Raw genomic sequence first — 25,731 nt, 5'->3', positions numbered from 1 at the left:
CAGCTGCCAATAACACCTATACGCAATACCCTTCGGGATACTGCGCGTAGCCAAACCGTTCTGTGCAATACTGCCCCGTCCTAAATAAAGACTACATAATTCCCGAAGGAAATCATTAGTCATTTCCCTTATCCACTTTTTTACCCAACAATTGTACCCTTCTCAGGTCATCGGAGGCCTGCAACAGTTTTTTCAGCAACGCGGGGTTTAGGTCAGGGTTTGCGGCGATAAAATCTTCGAGTATCTCGTAGGCCTCCGCAGAAGTATAGGCGCCGATGGTATTGTTCAACCATCCTTTTGGGAAAAAGATATCGCCCGTCTTTTGAATTTCATCCAACAACGCCAGACTGGGTTTGAGGTATTTTATGCTTTCCTGTTGGCGTAAGGGGTGGTTCAAATAGTTAAGGGCGGTCAACGTCCAACTTTCCTTGGCGCGGTTTTTTTCCGCTTTCAACGATTCAAAAAAAGCATCCCTTTCGGCCACATCGTTTGACAGTGCGGGCAATAGAAATTCAAACCGTTCCAATTTATCGGGGTTGGTCAGTTCGCTTTTGGCTTTTTCGAGAATTTCAGCCTGTTCGGGGTGCCCGTAAAGTGCCAGATCCATGGCCATGGCCGTATAATCGTCTTGATTGAGCCTGAGATCGGGAATTACCTTGGTTTTGTTCCAAATAGCGTAAAGCGTATTTTTCCCCGAATCCGAATAGGCAATGGAACGGAAACGATCGAACAGTGTTTTTTTGATATTTGGCGGAAGTTCCGACTGTAACTGTTGCAGCAATTGCTTTTCCAAGGGTTGTTGGTAGTGCTCACGTTGTGCCTCGGTAAGGTAGTTCCAATACATGGAACCAAGATATCCACTAATAAGGTTGATAAGCAATTCATTGCTTTCGGTGGCCATCCCCTTACGAAACAGTTCGAAAGCCGTCTCTAGAGGAATATTCCCGTTTAGGGCATTTTCAAAGCTATTGATATACGCATAGCCCCTGGTCACAGGGTCTTTTAGAAAGGGAATATTGTCCAGTTGCGATACCTCCACGGGAAAGACCCCATATCCGAGTCCGTTTGCATTGTAGACGATGGAACTCGGTTTTTTCAATCCTTTTGCGTAGTCAAGGGTGGTTTTCTTTTCGATGATGTTCGCGGTCAACGTAATGACCGTATCGGGATACGTCAGGGCAATATCAAAAGTCTGGGGCCAAATGCCATCACTGCCATCCTCGGCGCTTTGGTGTAGTTCGAATTGTGCTATGGTACCATCCGCGTCATATGAAATGTGTTGGTCGAAGATAGGGCGACCGGATCGATCGACCCAGATTTTGCTCCATGCTTTGAGGTCGGTATTTGTCTCTTGGTCGAGAATTTCGACAAGGTCGTTCCAAACGGCATTTTCATAGGCATAGTTCTCAATATAGTTTTGAATGCCTTTTTGAAAGGCCGTTTCGCCCATAACGGTTTCCAGCTGGCGCATCATAATGGGTGCTTTGTTGTAGATGATACTGCCATAGAGCGACCCCGCATCGTTCAGGTTGTTCAAGGGCTGTCGAATCGGGTTGGTGCCCAAGGTGCGGTCTTCACTATAGGCCCGCGGATAATGCGCCACCATAAAGGCCAAGCGATGATCGATTTCAGGGAAAGCGGGATTCACGATCTTATCGGCCATAAAATTGGCAAAGACCTCCTTCATCCAAACGTCATTGAACCAATCCATGGTGACCAGATCACCGAACCACATGTGCGCCGTTTCGTGTGCTATCAATTTGGCCCTTGAAAGTCTTCGGTTTTCAGTGGCACTTTCATCTAAAAACAAGGCGCCTTCACGATATTGTATGGCCCCGACATGCTCCATGCCGCCATATTGAAATCCCGGAATGGCCGCATAGTCGAGTTTTTGAAAAGGAAATCTGTATGCCGTGTAGTTCTCAAGAAATTTGACCGATCGGTAATGCGAATCAAAAATTACGGGCAAGCTCCGAGAAATCTTGGCCGTATCGTTCTCACGGTATAAAAGTGTCATATCAAAACCTTCGGGGTTTTCAGAAGCGGATTGAAATTTTCCTGCCACGAACGAAAAAAGATAGGTGCTGATATTTTCGGTCTGGCCGAATTCATGAACGGTAAAGCCATTTTTTTGCACGGATTTTATTTCCGGGGCACCACAGAGTACCTGCCAATCGTCAGGGGCTGTAATCGTCAAGGTATATTTGGCCTTTATATTCGGTTGGTCGAAACACGGGAACAAGGTCCGGGCACGGTCAGGTACCAAAAGTGTGTACAGGTATTCTTCATTGCGGTTGAGCGAGAGTTCGCCCATTACAAATTCGATTTCGATTTGATTGGCACCGGAATCAAGATGCTGCGGGCCGATGACCAAATGTTCATTCCGGTGGTCGATTTCTTCGGACTCACCATTGACCGTTACGGATTTTATATGATCGGCGTCTTCCTTGAAATCCAAGTAGAGGGGGGTATTGTATTCGGAAATATGTAGGTCCAAGATCAATTTTGCCTTTATGGGATCTTCTTTCTCCTTAGGAATCGCGAAAGACAATCGGTATTCAACGTTCGATACCTGCCCGTGGCGGTATTCGGCCAAGGCAAGGGGCACGCCATCTTTCAACAGGGTCTCTTCGAACGGTGGATTGTTTTTACAGGAAAGCGCAAAAATTAATACGAAAATACAATTGTACAGCTTCAATGTCTCAGGGATAAAAAGTACGGATCATACTTGCAATTACTCCTGAAAGGTAATGAACTCACCTTGACTTTTTCCCATTGGTTAAAAAATTGCTCTTTTGAGCCTGTTTTTTGACATTTTTTCATGGCGTAGCCCTGCTGAGCAACTTAAAAATGCCTTCTATCAAACTCAAAATAGCTGATTTTCGCGTCAATCAAAAAAGTCAAGATGGGTTCGATTAATGCGATAACGGAATACAGGCCAAATAAGGTGTAACGATCTAAGAAGGTCGGATAGTGCGGCAATGCTATTTTCCTTCGGCGTAGGTTTTCCAATCCTTTTCCTTGTAGATGTCGTCGCCAAAATACTTGGCAATGTTCAAGAAAGGCTTTGGTTTTTGATAGCCCGGTACCGGGGAAAGCATGTTCAATTTTTCATCCAAGAAAACCGTGGTCGGGTAACTAAGCTTACCTTGCATCAATGCGGCTGCGAACTCATGATAACCTTTTCGGCCCGAGGGTACGAACTTAAAGACCTTGCCCTTGAATTCGATGTCTTCCTTGCCCTCGCCGTCAAGTTTTACCATATAGAAATTTTCGGTCATATAGGCCGCGACTTCGGCATTTTGAAAAGTGTCCTTGTCCATTTTTTTGCACCATCCGCACCAATCGGTATAGATGTCAATAAAAATTTTCTTTGGATTTTTTTCGGTCGCCGCCAACTCGGCCGCCTCGTTCCAAGTGAGCCATTTAACTTCTTGGGCGCTTGAATCAAAGGCCAAAAGGCCTACGAACAAGAATAAAGCGATTTTGATCTGCATTGGGGCGAATATTTTCATGGGTTGCGCATTTCGGACTATTAGTCCAAATTCTATACCAAAACTAACGAAAATACCCGAGGTTTATTTCACCAAGATTTTTTCCTTCTTAGGGGCAAAGAGATCTTTGACATCGACTTGGTTGCGAATAAGATCTTCAAACGTTTCGCGCTCACGTATCAGAATGGCCCGACCCTCATGCCAAAGTACTTCGGGCGGTCGGTACCTTGAATTGTAATTGCTCGCCATGGTAAAACAATAGGCCCCTGCATTTCTAAAACAGAGAATATCGCCCTCGGCGATTTCATTGATCCTTCGATTGTTGCCAAAAGTATCGGTCTCGCATATATAGCCAACCACTGAGTAGTAACGTTCGCGCCCCCCCGGGTTCGAAATATTGCTGATGCTATGGGTGGCACCATATAGCATGGGCCTTATCAAATGGTTGAAACCTGAATCGATACTCGCAAAAACCGTAGAGGTCGTTTGTTTTACCACGTTCACCTTCGCCAAGAAATAACCGGCCTCGCTTACCAAAAATTTGCCGGGCTCGAAGGCCAAGGTCAATTCCTTACCGTATTCCGCGCAGAAATCATTGAAGCGTTTGCCCAATTTTTTGCCCAGTTCTTCGACATTGGTCTCGATATCACCTTCTTTATAGGGTACTTTGAAACCGCTTCCGAAATCGATAAAATCAAGATTCTCGAAATTTTTGGCCGTTTCAAAAAGGATTTCTGACGCATACAGAAAAACATCAATATCGAGAATATCGCTGCCGGTATGCATGTGAATACCATTGATATTCATTTTGGTAAGTTTGACGATTCGCAATAAATGCGGAATTTGATGTATGCTGATACCGAATTTCGAATCGATATGGCCTACCGAAATATTCGAGTTGCCACCGGCCATCACATGCGGATTGATACGAATGCAAACGGGTATTTTTGGGTGCTTGCTCCCGAACTGCTCAAGTATGGAAAGGTTGTCTATATTGATACGCACGCCCAGCGCCGAAGCCCTTTCGATTTCCTCCAAAGAAACCCCGTTCGGGGTGAAAATGATATCTTCGGGCTTGAACCCCGCCATGAGGCCCAACTCAACTTCTTGAATCGATACCGTATCAAGGCCGCTTCCCAAACTGTTCATCAGCCGAAGGATCGTAATGTTCGACAGGGCTTTTGCGGCATAGTTCAATTTCAAATTTTTGACCCCTTTGAACGCGTTGGTAAGCCTTTTGAATTGACCGATTATTTTTTCGGCATCATACACATATACCGGGTCGCCATAAGATTTTGCAATTTTTAGCAAGTCAGCATTTTTCATTTTGCTATCATTTTTGGTAAAGCTAACGTACTTCGGTTTCCCATACAAGAATATTTAGCGGAAATATAATTAATACAACAAAATGTTGTAAATGTAACAATCATGGTAATGTACATGACATTTGTCCTTATGACATTGTAATCGTACATTTAAAACTAAATGAAATGAACCTATGAAACTTCCTTTTTTTCCATTGCAATCCGTTTTTTTTCCTGGTGAGACCGTACCGCTCCATATTTTCGAGGAACGCTACAAACAATTGATCATCGATTGTAGGAAGGATGCCATAACCTTTGGTATTCCGGTCTATATCAACGGAAATGTAGCCTATGGCACCGAGGTTCAATTGGTTGAGGTAGTCACGACCTATGAGAATGGCGAGATGGATGTCGTATGCGTCGCCAGACAGGTATTCAAGATCCTGACCTTTGAGAATCAAATGCCTAGCAAGCCCTACGCTGGTGGCGTGGTTCAATTCCTTGATTCTTTCAACGATGTCGAAGCGACCGAGACGGTGGAAGTATTGGACTTGATAGAAGAATTATATCGACTTATGGAAGTGCCCTTTACCCCGATACCTCCCGAAAAGTTCCATAGTTATATTTTGGCCCATAAAATGGGACTATCCTATGAGCAAGAGTACCAACTTTTGCAACTTTCACGGGAAAGCGAGCGTCTTGCCTTTATAAAGGCACATTTGATAGGGACGATTTCTGTACTTAAAGAACTCGAAAGAACAAAAAAGACCATCAAGCTCAATGGTGATTTCAGAAATTTCGACCCCTTGGACTTTAAGGGAATCAAATAGTCGACCCAAATCATGTGCAGTGGTAATCGATAACTTTTATTTTGGTGTAAATGCGTTTGGTTTGCTATTTTTGCACCGAACCTAAAGACACCGATTATATATGAATCTTCACGAATATCAGGGAAAGGAAATTTTGGCAAGTTTCGGGGTACGCATACAGCGTGGCATCGTCGCCCATAACTCAAAGGAGGCCGTTGAGGCCGCAAAACAGTTGACCGCAGAGACGGGAACGGGCTGGCACGTCATCAAAGCACAAGTGCACGCAGGTGGTCGTGGCAAGGGTGGTGGCGTTAAATTGGCCAAAAATCTGAAAGAAGTGGAAGAATTGGCCGGAAATATCATCGGCATGCGATTGATCACCCCACAGACCTCTGCAGAAGGAAAAAAGGTGCATCAGGTCTTGATCGCCGAAGACGTTTACTACCCTGGTGATAGCGAGACCAGTGAATTTTATATGTCGGTGTTGCTGAACAGGGGTACGGGTCGCAATATGATCATGTATTCTACCGAAGGAGGAATGAACATCGAAGAGGTCGCAGAAAAGACACCACACTTGATATTTACCGAAGAAATCGATCCGGCTACGGGCCTGTTGCCTTTTCAGGCGCGAAAGGTGGCTTTTAACCTAGGTCTTTCGGGAACGGCATTTAAGGAAATGACAAAATTCGTCATGTCCCTATATAAGGCATTCGTTGAAAGTGATGCCAGTTTGTTCGAGATCAATCCTGTGTTGAAGACTTCCGATGATAAGGTAATGGCCGTCGATGCCAAGGTTTCCATTGACGATAATGCGCTGTATCGAAGAAAGCAATATGCCGAGATGCGTGACTTGCGTGAAGAGAATCCCATTGAGGTCGAAGCAAGGGCGGTTGGCCTAAATTATGTCGATTTGGATGGAAATGTCGGTTGCATGGTAAACGGTGCGGGTCTGGCCATGGCCACTATGGATCTCATCAAGATGGCAGGAGGGGAACCGGCGAACTTCTTGGATGTCGGTGGTACCGCCGATGCCAAAAGGGTAGAGGAGGCATTTCGAATCATACTGAAAGACCCGGCGGTAAAGGCCATTTTGATAAATATATTTGGCGGGATCGTTCGCTGTGACCGTGTGGCGCAAGGTGTTGTCGACGCCTATAAGAATATGGGAGACGCCATCAAGGTGCCTATCATTGTAAGACTTCAGGGCACCAATGCTGAATTGGCAAAGGAAATTATCGATAATTCTGGGCTAGCGGTGCATTCGGCCGTACAATTTCAAGAAGCTGCCGACAAGGTCAAGGAAGTATTGGGCTAAATTGGTTGAATATCATATGTAAAGGTCATGTTAAAACATGGCCTTTTTTTATTTCGGGCCTTATGTAAAGGTTAAGGGTTTTAAATAACGGTTAACCTTCTTGTTCTCAATTGTATGTAAGATCGCTCCTCGCTAATTTTACAAGGTCGAATAACACTTGGAATGATTAATTATTTGTTAAAATAACTATTCAATGTAACATTCTTAGTTCTGAGACGTCTTTTTAGTAATATCATCAATCATTAATCAAATCCTGATACCATAAGTACAGGGTTAAAAAACAAACAAGTCATGAGAAAATTAAGTGTTTTAATGGTAGCTGCAATGCTACTTGCTACAGGAAGTATTTTTGCCAACGATTCAAAGAAAAATTCCAAAAAGAGCGATCCTACAAAAAGCCTATCTACCCAGATAGCCGATTTGTTGGACGATAATTCGTTCGTTTTGGAGAAAGGTGACTGGACGGCCAATGTTAGGTTCATTTTGAACGAAGACAAGGAAATCGTCGTCTTATCGGTAGATACCGATAATGAGATGCTTGAAGGTTTTGTCAAGAGTCGGTTGAACTACAAAAAAGTAGATAACGCCGCTTACAAAGAAGGCAGGGCCTTTACAGTACCAGTAAGGATTACAGAGGGGTAGGCTCAATTTGAACTGGAAGAAAATCCTGATGAAGAATTCATCAGGATTTTTTTTTGTTCTTATATTTTACATAACTAATGTCCTTGTCCATCTTCTTGCGCTGTCCGGATTTATAAGACGGTTTTGGTTTTTTTGTATTTACCGTGTTTTGCCTTGAAAGCACTTCTCCCGGATTTTTCGGATTTTCTTTCGTGCCCCGTAAATGAATGACCAGTCCGTTAAGGAAATTACGAAGAACCTGATCCCCACAATCCATATAGTTTGGGTGGTCTTCTTTTCTAAAAAAAGCACCAAGTTCACTTTTTGAGATATTAAAATCGACCAATTTCAGAATATCGATGATTTCATCGTCCCTTAGTTTCAGGGCCACTCTGAGTTTTTTAAAAATATCGTTGTTGTTCATCTATTATTTTTCTGCAAGGTATCACAAAATAATCACTGTTAAAGACTTTGGTAGTCCTGACATGTACTATACGAAATGACCATATTTATTGTTATCTTCATAAGAATTGTTCAATCAAGAACGCTTAGATATGGGTAGCCACGAGGAAAAACTTAGTATTTTATCGGAAATGATAGCCTTTGCAAAGGTAGATGGGGCCGTCAAAGAACCGGAATTTAACTTTCTACTCGAAGTCGCCGCTCATCTTGGAATCGATCGCGCGACTTTTGATTCGCTTTTTGAAAAAAAAGCGGAACATATTATGCCCAAATCACAAGCGGACAGAATCCTCCAATTTCATCGCTTGGTATTGTTGATGAATGTCGATGAGGTTCAAGAACAAAAGGAAATCAACCGCTTACACAACATCGGTCTGGGTATGGGCCTGCCCCCATCGGCGATCCAACAAGTGCTCACCATCATGCACAAATACCCTAATAAGGTGATTCCGCCAAATGTGCTTATAGATATCTTCAAGGCACATTATAACTGAAATTTTATCTGAGGAACGACCTTTTTAAAAATAAATAGGTCATTTTGTCAGTAATTCCAAACCAAAACAAGACATAAAGGCAGTTATTTGTCTATGGTACACGATTTGTCTATTTAGGATTAAAGAAAAAAAGTTTAATCTAAATTATAAAGACATGAGTATCGTTAAAAGAAATAATTTGGTGTTTCCTTCGTTGATGAACGAAATTTTCAAACCAGATTGGTTTGGTGGAATGGAAAATTACAATACCAGTGTTCCGGCAGTGAACATCAAGGAAAATGAAAAGGATTTCGAACTTGAGCTTGCCGTGCCGGGTAGAAAAAAGGAAGATTTCAATATTGAAATCGACAACAATGTGTTGACGATTTCTTCTGAAATGAAAACAGAGAAAGAGGTAAAAGAAGACAACTATACCCGTAAAGAATTCGGATTCACTTCTTTTAGAAGGGCGTTTACCTTGCCTGAGACCATTGATGAAGATAAAATCAAGGCCGATTATGTTGATGGGTTGCTTCGATTTACACTTCCAAAGAGAAAAGAGGCATTGCCCAAGCCTAAGAGGATGATCGAGATCAAATAAGGGTATTTAAAAAATTATGTTTCGTTCTATCGTTCTAGGTAGAACATGCATAATGGTTGGTTTAGTTGGTTAGTTTGGGAAGCGTCTCCGTTCTTGGAGACGCTTTCTTATTCAATGGGCTCGTCCAGTATGGCCAGACAGGTTATAATTCCCTCCAAAAAATTACCGAGACGTAAATTCTCGTTAGGACTATGGATATTGTTGTCGGGATTCGGAATACGAATAGATACGGCGGGAATATTCAATGTGGTGATAAAAGGCGACATGGGCTGTGATCCGCCCGTGGTACGCATATTGACCACCTGATCGCCAAAGACCTTATTTGTCGCCCTGTTCAAAAAGTCCCCGATTTCCGAGTCCATTTCGGTTCGAAAGGGCAACGACCCCAGCCGATAGGTGAACGATGCCAATTTTGGATGCTTTTTTCGTTCTTCTTCGGTAGGGGTGGAATCCACCAAATGATAACCCTGTTCCCGAACATAAGATTTCAAAAGTTCCATGAGACGTTTGCCGTCCGACTCCGGCACGAGGCGCATATCGATTTCGGCTATCGCCTCCGAAGGGATTATGGTCCGGACTTCTTTTCCTACCCATGCGGCGTTCAGTCCCCTGATATTCAGCGATGGGTACTGCAAAGCTTCCTGATAGGTGTTGCCGATGCCGTCCGTATCGGCCATACCGATACGTGCCAAGATGCTGTCGCTATCTTCGGGAACATTGTTCAACCGTTGTTTTTCCGGTTCGCTAAGCGCTATTCCATCATAGAAACCTGAAAGTGTAACCCTCCCGTTCCCATCTTTAAGACCTGCCAATAATTGGGCCATCTTAAAAACCGGATTTGGGGCAAAGTTTCCATACTGCCCACTGTGCAACGGGTAGCGAGGGCCGAATACTTTTAAGGTCGCCGTGGCAATGCCCCTGGCTCCAAAGGTCAAAGTAGGCAAGTTGGATACATGACGGGTGCCATCCATAATGAAGAGCATGTCGGCATCGAGCAATTCTCTATTTTCTGACACGGCTTTCGGTAGGTGGGGCGAGCCCATTTCTTCTTGAAAATCCATGATTACCTTAATATTGAATTGCGGGATTATTCTTTTTTCGTCCAAAATTTTCAGAGCACTTATAAATGCCATGGCCGGACCTTTGCTATCGGATGCCGAACGGGCAAAAATCCGCCAATCGGGGTCAAACTCGTTTTTTAGGCGCTCGAACGCGATGGTTTCCCATTTTCCGTTTTGGCGTTTTTTCAAAACCGGTTCAAATGGATCGGGCTGGTCCCACTTTGTGGTGTCGACGGGTTGCCCATCGATCTGCAAATAAAAGAGTACGGTCTTCGCTTTTTTGCGAAACTTTTTTTCGGCAAAGAGTAGGGGGGCGCCTTCTGTCGAAATGGTCTTTACGGTAAACCCAAGTTGTGAGAAATACGACTCGCATTTTTTTTTATTGGCGGTTACCTGGTCAGGAAAATGACCATCGTTCGGAATTTCCAAAAATGAATTCAATTCAAAAACGGCCTCTGGAAATTTTTTGTTGGCGGCAGTCTTGATTTCTTCGGAAGACAACTTTTGGGCGCACAGAAAACCGCCGAAAAAAAATAAGATCGACGATATTTGAAATATCGTGTTTCGCTTGTCGATTAGCATTTAAAATCGATTCAAATCCTTAAAATAATTCAATTTAGACAAATCTAAAAATCATACTTAATATAATATAAATCAATTAGATAAATGATATTAATTAATTAAAATATTTAGATTCTAAAATTAAGCAGGAATTTAACCTAAAGATGCAAAAAATGATTGGGATTTTACTCCTGTTCTTGCAACATTTTTATTTCGTCACGTAGTTTTGCCGCTTGCATGAAATCCAATTCTTTGGCCGCTTTTTCCATCGCCTTGCGTTTTTCACGAATCAGTTTTTCGACCTGTTCCTTGGTCAAATATTCCAGGTCGGGTTCTGCGGCACGTAGCTCCTCTTTTTCAAAATGATAGGTAGAGACCGAGTTTTTTGCCAGGGCATTATCCAGACTTTTATTCAATGATTTGGGCGTAATATTGTGCTCTAGATTATAGGCGGTTTGTTTCTCCCTGCGATAATTGGTTTCATCGATGGTCTTCTTCATACTGTCCGTAATCTTATCGGCGTACATAATGGCCTTTCCATTTAAATGTCTGGCGGCGCGACCCACGGTTTGGGTCAATGAACGATTGCTTCTTAAGAATCCTTCTTTGTCGGCATCGAGAATTGCCACCAAAGAGACTTCGGGCAGATCCAGCCCCTCGCGCAGTAGGTTTACTCCGATAAGCACGTCGAATATCCCTTTTCTTAGATCCTGCATGATTTCAACGCGCTCCAAAGTATCGACATCACTATGGATGTAGCGGCAGCGTATGTTGATCCGCGCCAAATATTTGGCCAATTCTTCGGCCATACGTTTGGTAAGTGTGGTCACAAGTGTGCGTTCGTCTTTTTCTACGCGCTGCTGTATCTCCTCGACCAGGTCATCGATTTGGTTCAAACTGGGCCTGACCTCGATAATGGGATCCAAAAGACCTGTCGGGCGAATGACCTGCTCAACGTAAACACCTTGACTAAGTTGCAGTTCATAATCCGCGGGGGTTGCACTTACGTAGATTACCTGATTCTGCAGTGTTTCGAACTCCTCAAATTTTAAGGGGCGGTTATCCATTGCGGCAGGTAATCGAAAACCATATTCCACGAGATTTTCCTTTCTTGACCGATCGCCACCGTACATGGCATGTACCTGTGGAATGGTCACATGGCTTTCATCTACGACCATTAAATAGTCGTCGGGAAAATAGTCCAAAAGGCAAAATGGGCGGGTACCCGCTTCGCGACCGTCAAGATAACGGGAATAGTTCTCGATACCGGAGCAGTAGCCCAGTTCACGGATCATCTCCAAGTCAAAAGTAGTGCGTTCTTCCAAACGTTTGGCCTCCAGTGGTTTTCCGATTTCCTTAAAATAATCGACCTGGGCGACCAGATCATGCTGTATCTGATGTATTGCGTTTTGAAGCACGTCTTGTGAGGTAACGAACATATTGGCCGGGTAAATGGTCAGTCTCTCATAGACCTCGATAATGGTATTGTTAAAAGGGTCGAATGCTTCGATTTCCTCTATTTCATCCCCAAAAAAATGAATGCGGAAAGCATGGTCCGCATAGCTCGGAAAAACATCAACGACATCACCTTTTACCCTGAAATTACCGTTTCTGAAATCGGCCGTGGTCCTTGAATAGAGACTTTGTACCAATTGGTGCAGTAACTTCGTTCGCGAAATGACCTGATTCTTTTCAAGGGCGATTACGTTTTTTTGAAATTCTACAGGGTTTCCGATACCGTATAGGCAAGAAACTGAGGCCACGACCAAAACATCGCGCCGGCCGGACAACAATGATGATGTCGTGCTCAGCCGTAGTTTTTCGATATCCTCGTTGATCGAAAGGTCTTTTTCAATATAGAGTCCTGTTGTTGGAATAAAGGCCTCAGGCTGATAATAATCGTAATATGAAACAAAGTATTCTACCGCATTTTCAGGAAAAAACTGTTTGAATTCGGAATAAAGCTGCGCTGCCAATGTTTTGTTATGGGCCAATACCAGCGTCGGTCGTTGTACCTGTTCAATAACGTTGGCCACCGTAAATGTCTTGCCCGAACCCGTTACACCTAGCAAAGTTTGATAACGTTCGCTTGCCTCGATTCCCTCAACCAACTGCCGGATGGCCTCGGGTTGGTCACCGGTAGGTCTAAACTCTGAAACCACTTTAAACTTCATACTATAAAAATACGAAAGACCTTTGGCATTGGCCGTTGGGTCGGGCTAGATTTTTTTAGGCTAGCGTTTCAAGGTAAAATGACCTTTTATTTCTTGTTGGGCCGTAGAAACCGCCCTGAACCAATAGTCGGATGAAGGCAGTGGTCTACCCTTAAAATTTCCATCCCAGCCCTTTGAATTAGGGTCCAATTGAAATAAAAGATTGCCATAGCGGTCAAATATGGAAATATACCCCTCGAGTACCTCTGAGACTTCCTTTACTTCAGCTGGCCGAACGAATTGCCAGAAATCATTGAAGCCATCATGGTTGGGGGTAAAGAAAGTAGGAAAATCTTCTGATTTGAGTCCTCGCTCGATCAATTGCGAAACGATACCACAACCATTTTTGTCGCGTACGAATACGACATGGGGTCCTTCCGGAACATTGTAAAAAGAAGATTCTTTTTGATAAGGGCCATTTTCGTCGTCAAGCGCATATTCGTAATCCCCGACACCAGTAACATTTACCGTAACTTGTTTGCCGGCCGTCAATTTTCTGATATCTATGGATTCTATAATAGGAGATTCAGAGGGAAGGACATTGAAATTATTGATGCTTGAACATTCTAGGGTTGTGCCCGATTTATCTATCCAATTATAGGCCTCGAGAAAGTAATTGCCTGCTTCCGTTATTTTAAAATTACGACTTTGGGAGAGTAATGTCTCGCTGCCGTTTTCAATACGGTACCAACGATACCCATCCGCCCCGTCATCTGCCACGACGTCAATAGGCGGGCTATCCTTGCACTTAATAAATATGCTTGGGAATTCCATAGCGGGTGCCAATGTTTTGGTCTCACCTGTAATGGGGTCTATATCTTCGCAGGGGTCGTTTATTGCCCCGGTAAAAAACCTTTCTTCGTTGCAAGTTTGGGCAATGCCGTTCTCATTTTCCGGACGCACGGTTACATATATCCATACATCTTGTGGTAAATCGGCCGGGGGATTATAAGACAGTACGTTCCCAACGTTGAAATTATCAAGAATTTCGGTACCTCCCTCAGATGTTCCGATCGAAAGGTTGTAGCTCGTTGCGGTCGGGGAATAGTTCCATATAAGATCGGTCACAACCGTTACGTTGGCCGCATTATTATCGGGTGCGGCCATAATAGTGCAGGTTGGGCGCGTGGTTACTTCCGATGTGGTAAAACGGATTACATTGCAAGCTAACGGTATGGTGTTGGATTGAATGATGCTCAGGCTGGCGTAGATGGTGGTGCTTTCGGGCAAACCTACAGGGGGTTTGAAAGAATTTCTCAGTCCTAGCACTTCTCTGTTGATTATATCATTGCCTCCGGGCGTTGTGCCTAAAGATAGCAGATAGCCGTTTATGCCCGTTACTTCTGGCCATGTCAAGGTAACGTCTACAGGCACATCGGTTGTTCCATCGGAAGGGTAAAATATGACGGGGCATTCCTGGGCCTGAGAAATCATCCCAAGAAATAATAATCCGAAATAGAACAATTTTTTGGACATCGTTAAAGAATTCAACTATTATAAATTACCAAAAAGTCTATCGTTTAAGGGTAAAATGACCTTTTAATTGTTGCCCGTTGAACGAAGCGGCCAAGTACCAATAATCCGATTCGGGTAAACGTCTTCCTTTGAACGACCCGTCCCACCCTTGCGAATTGGGGTCCAACTGTTTCAAGAAATTCCCATAGCGGTCATAGATCCTAATATACTCAACATTTATCTCCCCACTTTCAGGAGCGGGTATGAACTGCCAAAAATCATTGATGCCATCTTGGTTCGGGGTAAAAAAGGCAGGAAAATTTTTTGGTGATAGATCGAGTTCTATTACGCGATTATCCATTCCACAGCCGTTGGCATCCCTTACAAAAACAATATGTTGCCCGTCCTTTACTCCTTGAAATACAGGTGTGGGTTGATACGGTCCGTTTTCATTATCCAATGCATATTCATATTCTCCTGTTCCGTTGACCCGCACTTCTATCTCCAATCCTATAGGTCTCCTTTCAATGTGTACGGACTCAATAACTGGTGCTTCAGAGAAAAGAACCGTTATTTCCCTTGAATTGGAGCACTCGATACCGACCCCGTTCTCGTTAATGATATTAAATACTTCAAAGCGATATTCGCCAGGTTCGGATGGAAAGAAAACCTCATTATCAGATAGCAAGGTCTCGGTGTTGTCGTTATTTTTTTTAAACCACCGGAAACCGGATGCGCCCAGCGCTTGATAGGGGTCTACGGCCATTGTGCCATCAGGACAAATTCCTATCCGATCCGGAATACCCAATAAAGGAACAAAAGGAGTGCAATCCAAAACAGGTTCGCTATAGGTCATATTTTGGGCCGAACAATTGGTAGCTTCCCCATTTTCATTGTAGGGCACGACTTTTATAAAAAGTTCCTGATCCAAAGGAAGCCCATTTTCGGGCCTGTACGACAATGCGTTGCCTACATCTATATCATCGGCCACATCGGTGGCGCCCGGAGCGGTTCCTATGGTTATTCTATAGCCCGTAGCGGTCGGTGCATAGAGCCAGTGGACTTTACCGGAATCACTTTCAGATTCTTGATCATTTGCCAATTGTGTGCAATTGGGTGGGTTGACCACATCTTCGGTGGAAAAGGTTTCGCCGGGACATTCGACCAGTTGGCCATCGGTAACGAACAAACTTATGGTCACATATATGAGGGTATCATCGGGCAAGCCCAATTCGGGTGTGAAAGAGTTCACCAAGCCAGCGGACCTTCGATTGAGAATATCGGTACCACCGGGCGTCGTGCCCAAGGAAATCAAGTACCCGTCTATTCCACTTACCTGATTCCACGTAATCGTTGTGTTCACGGGTACGCCCACGGAACCGTTCGATGGACTTTGTATTCGAGGGCAATTCTGACCGTACGACACGAGCCCTAGAAATAGCAACCCAATAAAAAGACCTTTTTTTTCCATTGAACAAAATTCGAAACTTGACATCTTCAAACTTACCGCTATCTTTTAAGGGTAAAATGTCCTTTAAACTCCTTACCGTTTTCCAAAATAGCCTTAAACCAATAATCGGATGCCGGCAGTATTCGGCTATTAAACGTCCCATCCCATCCTTTGCTGCCGGCATCTATTTCAGCGACCTGCTTCCCGAATCGGTCAAAGATAGCTATGGAAGCACCTGATCGAAACCTGCCATCGACGCCAATAAGCTGCCAATTATCGTTGAAGCCATCATTGTTCGGTGTGAAAAACTTCGGATAACCGACGACCGATATCAGTTCCTCCGTAATTCCGCAACCATTTTTGTCACGTATGTATATTGTTATGAATCCCGGAGGGATGTTTTCAAAAAAATTTGAGTCTTGATATTTGTCGCCATCTATCGAGAACTCATACGCACCATCGCCCGCAACTTCAATTTGCACCGTATTGTTACTTGAAATGTCCGATATAAGAACATTGTCGATTATCGCATTGTTCGATGGCAGTACCTTGAATTTGACACGATTTGTGCACAATGTTGTTTCGCCATTGGTCGAATATTCGTAACCAGCCTCGATTACGTATTCTCCGGTTTCAAGAATAGGGGTTGTACGATTGGTCGAAATAACCTCTTCGGTATCTCCCTCGATTCTAGAAAAGGTGTACGAATCGAATCCTTCAGGCGCGCTTATCGTAAGGTCAGGGTCATTGGTACATAGCAAATAACTATCTGACATTGAAAAGAAGGGTGCGGCATTTACCACTAGGGAAATCTCGATTACATCTTGGCATTGGTTTGCATTTTCGATACGGGCATAAACAACATTTGTTTCCGTGGCGTAGGTTAGCGGTAATTCATTTCTTTCCAAAGAAACATCTTCCAAAGATTCATAAAAGTTGACCTCATTGTTCGGGTAGTTTGCTTGCCCGATTTCATATAAATCGAAAATACCAATGCGCATTGTGTCATAAGGGTCTTCATCGCAGCTATAAAATGTCGTTTGCTCATTCTCGCCAAAGACCACAGGATTGATCCGCAATTGAAGTTCGCCCATATTTTCACAGCCTAAATCATTGACCGCCCTATAATATATAGTCTGTTCAAAGGGAACTGTATTGAGAAAGTGTAATGGGTCATCAATGGGTGCTCCGTTAATTCTATCCTCTACGGTCAAAAAGTATTGGTATTCAAAATCATTTTCCGCTTCCACCTGTCTCAGGTTCAACAAGGCCAGACCGTCCTCCGAATCCTGGTAAACATCGCATTGCTCCAAAATCAAATTCGGCGTCGTCGGCATAGGTACGATCTCTATCGAAGATTCGCCGATAATCGGGCAGCTCAATTCGGGCGAAGTAATTACCAAGCGATAGCGTCCTGAATCATCATCGGTCGCATTCCTGATTTCCAGAAAATTCGAGCTTGTGGTGCTCAAAGGCACGCCATCTTTCTCCCAATTATAGGATGCATTGGCAATTTCATCGGTCTGAAGTATAAACCCCTCGCTTTCACAGATGGCCATGGAGTTCGATGTGGAACCATCTGCATTTACAATAAGGTCTATTTTGTTGAAAAAAGATTGGATAAAGGGAGGAAGGCCTTGGGTAGCGGTTCTTCCGCTCAAGGATATCGCGTTGTGCACATAGTTGGCGCCGAGACCTTTCTCATTAGGGTTTTCAATGACCCCGAGAAATGAAGACCCGTTGAGGTAGTTTTGTGGTAATGTTCGATAGATTTTGCCATTGTCCCCCAATTGTAGGGCACCTCGGTATAAAGAACGGCTGTCGAGCACTACTTCGGATGCCGAAACATCCCCTGCCCGTAGGTCATACTGTGATAGAGTGGAGGCGTGGCCCGAGGGACCCAATATATCATTTGAGGAATGGATATAAAGATACTGTCCGTTTGGAGAGAATTCGACACCATAGGGATTTTTGTTCGCCGAAGAGGTAGTTATCCTTTCTTGATCGGTCAATATGCCCGTAGTGGCATCAAAATCGTACATATAAAGGCCAAAATTGGCATTGGCACTCACCAATTTGGAACCGTCTGGCGATAATTTTAAATATCCTCTTGGATCCTCGATGGCCAAATCAGTAAATGTGGACTTTACAGAGGTAGTAATAACTCCGTTCGCATTGACCTCAAAGGCATGATAGGTATTTAAAATATGGTCGGTACCGTTTTCCGATGCCAGCGTTATTACCCAAATTGACCTATCGCTACAGTCTTTGAGAACTGCCGTTACCTTTTCTGAACAATCTTGTAGCAGGCGACGGTTTTTTTCAATAACCGACCCCCTACCGTTATCGGCCGATATGTCAACGACCGAATAGTTCAGCCCAAAATCGGGATCTCCTTCGAACACCGAGGTGTCAACCGTAAAAATGTAATAGAGGTTCGGATGGTCAGGCCTGGGCACGATCAATGCGGACTGGGTGCTCGATGGGTCGCCGTTGAGACCCTGGCCATTTTCCATGATTTGGTGATTGCGATTGTAAACGGTAATGCCGTCGGTATAGAACAGTAAGCCCCCCAGTGGGTCGGAAATCGTTGCACAACCCTCTAAGGTACTGATTCGACCATCGGTCAAGGGAGTAACGCTGCCATCATCGTTAAAAGTGATTCCTGCGCCATTGCCAAAGTACCAATTGTCGGTCTCGCCTTGACCTAAAAGCAGGGCAGGGCAGAGCATACCGAAAAGCAATGTATTTACAATTTTCTTTTTCATAGGGTCTCGCAACCCTACAATATACTATAAATCGCGCTTTTTTAGCAAAACATATGACAAATAGATGAAAATGGCCGTCCAGGCAAGAACGATGAGAATTTCGTACCAATGTGTTCGATAGTTAAGTACGATCTGTTCGCCGACCTGGTCGGCGACCGATTGTACGGCTTCCAGTCGGGTAACAGGCTCTTTGATAAGATTCCACATTGAGTTCAATGGAAAGAAACCCATAATGGTATCGGTGGTTTCTTCGTTGAAAAGTTTCCAGCGGATCATTCCCCTAACAAATCCCTCGAAAATCTGCCATAAGATTAGAAATCCTAAAGCGAAAGCGGAGCGTTTGACCAAAATCCCCAGAAACAGGCAAAAGGAAAAGAAACCGACCAACTTGACAAAAAATGCCAATAGAAACTCCAAATCGGAAAAAATTATCGATAACTCATCGTAATCTGAATAAACCAAGCCCAAGATCAAGGAAACCACGAAGACAAAGAGGGTCGAGATCAAGGCGAACGAGAGTACCGTCAAGAATTTCGATAATATGAATTCCTTTTTTGAAAGTCCGTCTATCAAATTTTGTTTGATCGTCTTGTTGCTATATTCATTGGCCATCATCGATACGATCACGATGGCAAGAAATAATTTGAAAAAGGCCGTGACAAAGGTGTTGAAGTGCCAGATATAAGGAAAGTTGAAAATGCCGATTTCAGCCAAATGAAATTTGATGGGGCCTATATCGAACTTTATGGCGGCTACTAGCGCAATTGAGGTCAACAGAACGAAGTAAGATATGATCAGTACCTTACTGGCCCTGTTGTTCCATAATTTTATAAATTCTATTTGAAGCAGTCGTAACATGGTTTTCTTAGTTTGCTTGGTTTTCGGTCAATGTCAAGAATTGTTCTTCCAAACTTTCTTTGCGCTTGACGAGATGGGAAAGATAAATGCCCTTTTCGAACAAGGCTTTGTTTAAATCGACAGCGCTCATTTCTTCTTTAAGGAATGCGGTGATCATACCGTTCTCAGATTTTATTTCACCGAAATTGGAATTGCCTTCCAAATACGTTTCGAGTTTTTCTGTCTGATCTGTTTTCAGTTCAAAGAACCCATGGCTTGCCAACATTCCGTCGACCGATCCCGAATACAGTTTTTCTCCTTTACGAAGAATGACCACATGGCTGCATACCTTTTCCACCTCATCCAAAAGATGGGATGCCAATAGAATCGTAGTGCCTTGCGAAGCTATTTTTTTAATGATCTCACGAATTTGATGAATACCTTGTGGATCCAGTCCGTTGGTAGGTTCGTCCAAAATCAATATTTCGGGATCGTTCAATAGGGCAGAGGCGATGGCCAGACGCTGCTTCATTCCGAGCGAATAGGTTCTGAATTTACTGTTCTTTCGGTCCAAAAGTCCTACGAGCTGAAGTTTCTCCTCGATCTTGTCTTCCGATACCTCTTTGATCTTACAGACCAGTTTTAGGTTCTGGACGGCGGTCATATACGGGTAGAAATTCGGCCGTTCGATGATGGCGCCCACCTTTTTCAAGGCCTCATGCGTCGAAGTACTGCCATCGAACCATGAAAACTCGCCATGGGTACGGTTCACAACATTAAGCACAATGCCCAAGGTGGTCGATTTACCACTTCCATTAGGGCCAAGAATACCATAGACGTTGCCTTTTTCAATACTGAATGAAAGGTCTTTGACGGCGGTCAGGTAACCGAATTTTTTGGTGAGGTTGTTCACCGTAAGAATTTTTTCCAAAATCGGTGTTGTTTTAGGTGGTCTGTTATTACTTGACGAAGAAAGCCTAAATTTGTTACAATTCACGGTTTTTAATTTAATTTCAGAATATGTCCGAGGAGCGTTTAATGTCGAAAAAGAAACCTGCCTATCCGGTGAATGAGCAGTTGGATGTATACTTGGACCATTATAACCGAAAAATTGAGATTCCCATTTTTTATGAAGACTTGCTGCGTTTTGCCGGTTCTGTCGTCGTCTACGATTCAAATGACGAAGACACTTTATGGATCAGGGTCTATTATTCCGAATTCGATAGGAAAGAAATCGATATAAGTCTTAAAAAAGTATATTCGATTTTACATTCAGATGGCAGTAATAGCATTATCCAATACTTGAACGTAGATGCCGTCGATTACTGTACTTTCGGAAATTCGAAACCTTTTCGGATTAAGGTCAGGAACATCCTCAATGATAATTTCACCTATTTCTATGTGAAGAGAGCGGATGCATCGCGTATTTATGGCCTTGAGTTGGAACATATGCTTTCACCTTACAACCTAAACTTTTTGGTTTACAAAGACACCCTAATCGAAGAACATATCGCCGGAATACCTGGCGATGTATTCATCAAGGAGTTTTTGCCGAAATGTACCGAATCGGAAAAGGCACAATTGGCCAAAGAGTTCGTTAAGTTCAACGAACGTTGTATGATTCGGCTTTTGGGTGATATGCGTTCATACAACTATGTTATTGTTCCTACCCATGATTTTGATCATGTAGTCTATAAAATTAGGGCAATCGATTTCGACCAGCAGTGTTTCGAAGGAAAATTAAAGGTATATAGACCCCAATTTTTTAAGGAAAATTTGTTGATGGTCGAACTCGTGGGCGATAAGTTACTGCGAGATTCGGTCGATCAGTACAAATTGGAAGAACGCTCCATCGTCGCAAAACGAATTTTAAGCTCGGGCAACCGCATTAAAAAACTGCGTGAAATCTGTAGGAACGATGTAATCTCAACGCCCGAGAACATTGAAATGCTCAAGAATCAAATTTATGAGCTGACCCTTGATATGGCCTTTAAAAAATGCAAAAATATGGGCGAGGTACTCGACTTGGCCTTAAGCTTTGTTCGAAGAAATTATGAAGATGTCAGCATGAAGCAGATTATCGAAAATAAAATACCCGGTGGGCGGTGATCAGTTGGCGGTAAGGTTAGCCCGAACGAATTGCCTATACATACGACCACTAACACTCTAGCTCTTCTGTTCTTTATTGAAATAGACCAGATAATAGTACATTTGCCGCTCTTCGTCCCAACCTTTTTCCACGAATTTTTCTGCCGATTCCGGATTAATGAAATCGAGCTTAATCTGGATGTTCGTATCGAGGTTGATAACGTTTTTGATTTTCTTTCGGGCATCTGAAACCGCCTTGTTGGCAATATCAAAGCTCGATACGTCTTCAATGCTATATTTGGGCCCTTTCTCGACCTTGTAGTGTTTGAATTCAGGAATCAATTCAGGATTCTCCATGACTTCGTTCAAGAAATTGCTTTCTTCGAATGCATCGTTCTTTGCAAAGTGATTGACCGCGCGGTTCATGAACAAGACCTCTTGCTGCTTGTCTTCGGCCGGTAGCACAACATCTTTTGCAAAATTCTGGCAGAATTTCAGATAATTCTTGGTATAGAAATTTTCATCGGCCAAGGCATCTACCCCCAAAAAATTGGTCAACCAGTATTTGGCATCATAGCGGTTATTGTCGACTGATAGCACTTTATAGCCTTCTTGCTTGTTCAGGTTGAAAATAAGGCAGCCCTTGTCGAGTTTATTTACATTGATGCCCTGGCGTATAACAATATCCAGATTGTTGCCTTTTTCCTCAAACTCCAAAAAATCATGTTTTAGCTCACTTTTGAAAATTCCGACGGCATCGGTCTTTTGATTGTCCAAAAGAATTCCTGTCAAATAGACGATGTAGACCTCACCGCTCTTTATGTGCGGGTGGTTCGATTGCTCGAACAGATGGGTCGCCAATTTTTTGGAATTTTGGTGGGCTTTGGCCGTATCTTCAAAAATCTCGGAAACGAATTTATAGACCTCGTTGAATTCTACATCGACTTCGTTGGTCAAATGGTAGTAGTTCTCCTCTTTCTCGCGAAAAGGTTTGAAAAAAAACTCTTTTAGCAATGCCGTGGTCTCGTCGTTCAGAGCCAATGGTTCGGCAGATAGAAAGACGTTCTCGTTCTTATTCTTATTGCCCACACGATGAAGTGAAATGCTTTCGATTTGGGCGGGATACAGGTTGATCATTTTTTAAGTTAGGAGTTAGGGCTGTACCATGATGAAAATTGGCTGTTAATTCCAATTTTCATCAAAATCGAGGTCGTCATAGTTTTCAAAGGTGTCGTCAAAGTCAAAATTTGGATCGGCCTCAAACCTTTTTTCAGGAGGCGATTCTGGCAGTTCACCGAAACTGAAAAGTAAATTTGGATAAGACTGCCCACTTTCTTTTTCAACAATATCGGCCAATTCGACAAAGAATGTCCACATGCTCAAAAAGTCATAGACGTATATGAGTTTCGGCGAATCTTCGGTCATGACATCTTCAAGAAAAGTTTCGTTCATCAAACGTACGTCGGACCCTTTTTCACTCATGTCGAAAAGTGCGATTTCCTCATCTTGGTTCCAATTTTCGTCACAAGTGTAGAACGAGGCCATCTCATTGCCCAAAAATCCGAAAGATTGTGCTATCACATTATGGAAATCTTCCATAGTGGTACTGGCTTCTATCTCGACATCTCGAAAAATATCTTCCTCCGCGTCCAAAATTATCCTGATTTTATAGATCATTTATCGCAACTTTTGGGTGAGGGCAAAGGTACGACATTATGTTAAAACGACTTCGTTATTTGGAAAAACGATGTAAGGTGTAGGTCATCGTGGCCAAAAGAAAAAAAGCACCTATCTGATGTGCAATTCCGAGCCATAACGGCACGGCGTATATCAAAGTGAATACGCCCAGTACGAATTGCATAGCGACCACTATCAATATCCACCGCACTCCTTTTTTCTGTAGTAAAGTTAGTGTTCGGTTTTTTGTCCTGTACCAAATGGCCACACAAAGCGCAACTACTACATAGGCGAGATAACGGTGTATGAACTGTACGCCACTTCGGCCTTCGACGAAATTTTTGACCAGAGGCCGTTGTTCGATGAAAACGGTTTCATGGATCAATTGGCCTTCGTTCATCATGGGCCAATGGTTGTGTACAAAGCCCGCATCAAGACCCGCTACGAAAGCTCCCCAAATGATCTGAATTACCAGAAAAGCATAGGTGAGTCGTATTAAATTGCGCATGCCCGAATCTATCCTTTTTTTCTTGGGATAAATAAGATCAAGGGCTACCCACAAACTATAGGCGAAGGTCAAAAAAGCGGTGATGAGGTGCGCCGCCAACCGATAATGGGAAACGTCGGGCCTGTCTACCAAGCCGCTTTTTACCATATACCAACCCAAAAATCCTTGAAAACCTCCCAAAACCAATAGTACAAGGCATTTTTTAATTGTGGCCTTGTCAAGTTTTTTCTTGATCAAAAAGAAAATGAACGGAAAGATGAATACCAGGCCGATAAATCGACCGATTACCCGGTGCAACCATTCCCAAAAGTAGATGTCTTTAAAATCCTCGAGCGTAAAGTGGTTGTTGAGCTTTTGATATTCGGGATACTGTTTGTAAAGTTCAAATGCCTCTTGCCATTCTTGCTCGTTCATCGGAGGTAGGGTTCCGCTCACCAATTTGTAATTCGATATGGATAGTCCCGAATGCGTCAATCGCGTTATTCCACCGACCAATACCATAACGAATATCAAAAAGCAACCTGACAGTAGCCAGATGATAACCGATTTATTCTCTTTTTTCATTCTCAATTAATGATTTTGCGCATAAGGCCCTGTTGATGGATACTTTTGGTCAAAGGCCCAGTTCTTTTCCTTTTTTCAACATGTATTTTTTTGCGGCATCGTATTCATTGGGTATTTCACCTTCAAGGATCGCTTCTTTAATGGCGTCTTTTATTATGCCAATTTCCCTTGATGGTTTCAAGCTAAAGGTTTCCATGATTTCTTCGCCCGATATCGGAGGTTGAAAATTGCGAATATGGTCCCTTTCCTCTACTTCGACGATTTTTTGGCGTACGAGTTTGAAGTTGTTTTTGTACTTCTTCTGCCTTTTCGGATTTTTGGTCGTAATATCCGCCTCACAGAGGGTCATCAGGTCATCGACATATTCCCCTGCATCGAAGACCAGCCGCCGCACAGCCGAATCGGTCACAAAATCCTCTGATAGAATTTGGGGCCTAGAACTCATCAATACCATTTTTTGCACGTATTTCATTTTGTCGTTCAGCGGCATACGGAGCCTTTTAAAAAGTTTGTACACCATTTTTGAACCGACAAATTCATGCCCATGAAAAGTCCAGCCGATTTTTTTATGGAATTTCTTGGTCGGGGCCTTTCCGATATCATGTAGCAGCGCGGCCCATCGTAACCATAGGTTATCCGTTGTCTCGGCAATATTGTCGACTACTTCTAAAGTATGCCAAAAATTATCTTTGTGCCTTTGTCCTTCAATTTCCTCGATACCCTGGAGTGCAATCAATTCAGGGAGAATAAAGGGCAGTAATTCTGTTTTATGAAGTAACGCGAAACCTTTAGAAGGTTTTGGACTAGCAAGAATTTTGTGAAGCTCGTCGACAATGCGTTCTTTTGACACAATCTTGATGCGTTCTTTGTTCGCTGTTATGGCCTGTAATGATTTCAATTCGATCTCAAAGTTCAATTGCGTGGCAAAGCGAATGGCCCGCATCATGCGCAGGGGGTCGTCAGAATAGGTAATATCGGGTTCTAGGGGCGTGCGGATCACTTTTTTTTCAAGATCGCCCATACCATCGAAAGGATCCAAAAGATTTCCATAATCTCCTCGGTTCAATGAAAGAGCCAGGGCATTGATGGTAAAGTCCCTGCGTTTTTGGTCATCCTCCAATGTACCGTCCTCAACAACGGGTTTTCTACTGTCACGATGATAACTTTCCTTTCTGGCCCCAACAAATTCCAGTTCGATATTGCCATGTTTGATCATAGCCGTTCCAAAATTTTTGAAAACCGATACTTGCGGTTTGTTTTGAAGCCTTGAAGCCACCTTTTCGGCAAGATCAATACCATTGCCCACGGCCACAATATCAATATCTTTGGGTGTTCCCCTATCCAAAAAATGGTCCCGTACAAAACCGCCAATAACATAGCATGTCAACCCAAGTTCGTGGGCGGCATCTGAAACTATTTTGAATATTGGACTTGAAAGTGCCTCTTTGTGGTCTGGCCGTATCATGTTTA

21 protein-coding genes are annotated in these 25,731 nt (G+C 43.3%); 6 read left to right on the top strand and 15 right to left on the bottom strand.

What is annotated here, in order from left to right:
• Positions 1-115 precede the first annotated feature (115 nt).
• From ACEZ3G_RS00745 to lysA, 3 genes are all read right to left on the bottom strand, one after another.
• The gene (locus ACEZ3G_RS00745) at positions 116-2,698 is read right to left on the bottom strand and encodes a M1 family metallopeptidase (RefSeq protein ID WP_432423567.1); all 2,583 of its coding nucleotides are present in this window, start codon (positions 2,696-2,698) and stop codon (positions 116-118) included.
• Between the two features lie 286 nt (positions 2,699-2,984).
• Complete coding sequence (locus ACEZ3G_RS00740) at positions 2,985-3,497, bottom strand: thioredoxin family protein (protein ID WP_432425127.1); 513 nt, start codon at positions 3,495-3,497, stop codon at positions 2,985-2,987.
• Between the two features lie 81 nt (positions 3,498-3,578).
• Positions 3,579-4,820: a diaminopimelate decarboxylase gene (lysA, locus tag ACEZ3G_RS00735; protein WP_432423566.1), complete on the bottom strand. Its 1,242-nt coding sequence runs from the start codon at positions 4,818-4,820 to the stop codon at positions 3,579-3,581.
• 172 nt (positions 4,821-4,992) lie between these two features.
• Between lysA and ACEZ3G_RS00730 the strand changes: the two genes are divergently transcribed.
• The 3 genes from ACEZ3G_RS00730 (at position 4,993) to ACEZ3G_RS00720 (ending at position 7,564) form a co-directional block, all read left to right on the top strand.
• Positions 4,993-5,628: an LON peptidase substrate-binding domain-containing protein gene (locus ACEZ3G_RS00730; protein WP_432423565.1), complete on the top strand. Its 636-nt coding sequence runs from the start codon at positions 4,993-4,995 to the stop codon at positions 5,626-5,628.
• A gap of 100 nt (positions 5,629-5,728) precedes the next feature.
• Positions 5,729-6,922 (top strand): ADP-forming succinate--CoA ligase subunit beta, encoded by a 1,194-nt coding sequence (gene sucC / locus ACEZ3G_RS00725; RefSeq protein ID WP_432423564.1) that lies wholly within the window; start codon positions 5,729-5,731, stop codon positions 6,920-6,922.
• A gap of 291 nt (positions 6,923-7,213) precedes the next feature.
• Entirely contained in the window at positions 7,214-7,564 is a 351-nt protein-coding gene (locus tag ACEZ3G_RS00720; protein ID WP_432423563.1) for a hypothetical protein, read from the top strand.
• Positions 7,565-7,604: 40 nt separating this feature from the next.
• Here the strand turns inward: ACEZ3G_RS00720 and ACEZ3G_RS00715 are convergent, their stop codons facing one another.
• Positions 7,605-7,967 (bottom strand): DUF1456 family protein, encoded by a 363-nt coding sequence (locus ACEZ3G_RS00715; protein ID WP_432423562.1) that lies wholly within the window; start codon positions 7,965-7,967, stop codon positions 7,605-7,607.
• Positions 7,968-8,097: 130 nt separating this feature from the next.
• On the opposite strand from ACEZ3G_RS00715, the gene ACEZ3G_RS00710 reads away from it, so the two are divergent.
• Both ACEZ3G_RS00710 and ACEZ3G_RS00705 read left to right on the top strand, forming a co-directional pair.
• A complete protein-coding gene (locus ACEZ3G_RS00710) occupies positions 8,098-8,499 on the top strand; it encodes a TerB family tellurite resistance protein (RefSeq protein WP_432423561.1) in 402 nt (133 codons plus the stop codon).
• A 154-nt stretch (positions 8,500-8,653) separates the two neighbouring features.
• Complete coding sequence (locus tag ACEZ3G_RS00705; protein ID WP_432423560.1) at positions 8,654-9,079, top strand: Hsp20/alpha crystallin family protein; 426 nt, start codon at positions 8,654-8,656, stop codon at positions 9,077-9,079.
• 107 nt (positions 9,080-9,186) lie between these two features.
• Here the strand turns inward: ACEZ3G_RS00705 and ACEZ3G_RS00700 are convergent, their stop codons facing one another.
• The 7 genes from ACEZ3G_RS00700 to ACEZ3G_RS00670 all read right to left on the bottom strand — a co-directional run bounded on the left by ACEZ3G_RS00700 (position 9,187) and on the right by ACEZ3G_RS00670 (position 20,355).
• Positions 9,187-10,722, bottom strand: coding sequence for a M20/M25/M40 family metallo-hydrolase (locus tag ACEZ3G_RS00700; protein ID WP_432423559.1), 1,536 nt, complete (start codon positions 10,720-10,722; stop codon positions 9,187-9,189).
• Between the two features lie 164 nt (positions 10,723-10,886).
• Positions 10,887-12,875, bottom strand: coding sequence for an excinuclease ABC subunit UvrB (gene uvrB / locus ACEZ3G_RS00695; protein ID WP_432423558.1), 1,989 nt, complete (start codon positions 12,873-12,875; stop codon positions 10,887-10,889).
• A 60-nt stretch (positions 12,876-12,935) separates the two neighbouring features.
• On the bottom strand, positions 12,936-14,390 hold the full coding sequence (locus ACEZ3G_RS00690; RefSeq protein ID WP_432423557.1) for a T9SS type B sorting domain-containing protein: 1,455 nt from the start codon (positions 14,388-14,390) through the stop codon (positions 12,936-12,938).
• Between the two features lie 37 nt (positions 14,391-14,427).
• Entirely contained in the window at positions 14,428-15,840 is a 1,413-nt protein-coding gene (locus ACEZ3G_RS00685; RefSeq protein WP_432423556.1) for a T9SS type B sorting domain-containing protein, read from the bottom strand.
• A 38-nt stretch (positions 15,841-15,878) separates the two neighbouring features.
• Positions 15,879-18,587: a T9SS type B sorting domain-containing protein gene (locus ACEZ3G_RS00680; protein ID WP_432423555.1), complete on the bottom strand. Its 2,709-nt coding sequence runs from the start codon at positions 18,585-18,587 to the stop codon at positions 15,879-15,881.
• Between the two features lie 24 nt (positions 18,588-18,611).
• Positions 18,612-19,445: an ABC transporter permease gene (locus tag ACEZ3G_RS00675; RefSeq protein ID WP_432423554.1), complete on the bottom strand. Its 834-nt coding sequence runs from the start codon at positions 19,443-19,445 to the stop codon at positions 18,612-18,614.
• A gap of 7 nt (positions 19,446-19,452) precedes the next feature.
• Entirely contained in the window at positions 19,453-20,355 is a 903-nt protein-coding gene (locus tag ACEZ3G_RS00670) for an ABC transporter ATP-binding protein (RefSeq protein ID WP_432423553.1), read from the bottom strand.
• A gap of 89 nt (positions 20,356-20,444) precedes the next feature.
• Between ACEZ3G_RS00670 and ACEZ3G_RS00665 the strand changes: the two genes are divergently transcribed.
• Positions 20,445-21,533 (top strand): hypothetical protein, encoded by a 1,089-nt coding sequence (locus ACEZ3G_RS00665; protein WP_432423552.1) that lies wholly within the window; start codon positions 20,445-20,447, stop codon positions 21,531-21,533.
• Between the two features lie 57 nt (positions 21,534-21,590).
• Here the strand turns inward: ACEZ3G_RS00665 and ACEZ3G_RS00660 are convergent, their stop codons facing one another.
• The 4 genes from ACEZ3G_RS00660 to ACEZ3G_RS00645 are packed head-to-tail and all read right to left on the bottom strand — an operon-like array spanning position 21,591 to position 25,726.
• The gene (locus ACEZ3G_RS00660; RefSeq protein ID WP_432423551.1) at positions 21,591-22,649 is read right to left on the bottom strand and encodes a nucleoid-associated protein; all 1,059 of its coding nucleotides are present in this window, start codon (positions 22,647-22,649) and stop codon (positions 21,591-21,593) included.
• A 45-nt stretch (positions 22,650-22,694) separates the two neighbouring features.
• Positions 22,695-23,189, bottom strand: a complete 495-nt coding sequence (locus ACEZ3G_RS00655) for an IS1096 element passenger TnpR family protein (protein WP_432423550.1) — start codon at positions 23,187-23,189, stop codon at positions 22,695-22,697.
• A 55-nt stretch (positions 23,190-23,244) separates the two neighbouring features.
• On the bottom strand, positions 23,245-24,261 hold the full coding sequence (locus ACEZ3G_RS00650; RefSeq protein ID WP_432423549.1) for a COX15/CtaA family protein: 1,017 nt from the start codon (positions 24,259-24,261) through the stop codon (positions 23,245-23,247).
• A 49-nt stretch (positions 24,262-24,310) separates the two neighbouring features.
• A complete protein-coding gene (locus tag ACEZ3G_RS00645; RefSeq protein WP_432423548.1) occupies positions 24,311-25,726 on the bottom strand; it encodes a CCA tRNA nucleotidyltransferase in 1,416 nt (471 codons plus the stop codon).
• Between the last annotated feature and the right edge of the window lie 5 nt (positions 25,727-25,731).

The sequence above is a fragment of the Meishania litoralis genome, assembly GCF_042611095.1.
GTDB lineage: Bacteria > Bacteroidota > Bacteroidia > Flavobacteriales > Flavobacteriaceae > Meishania > Meishania litoralis.
This window is presented reverse-complemented; position numbering and strand designations above follow the sequence as displayed.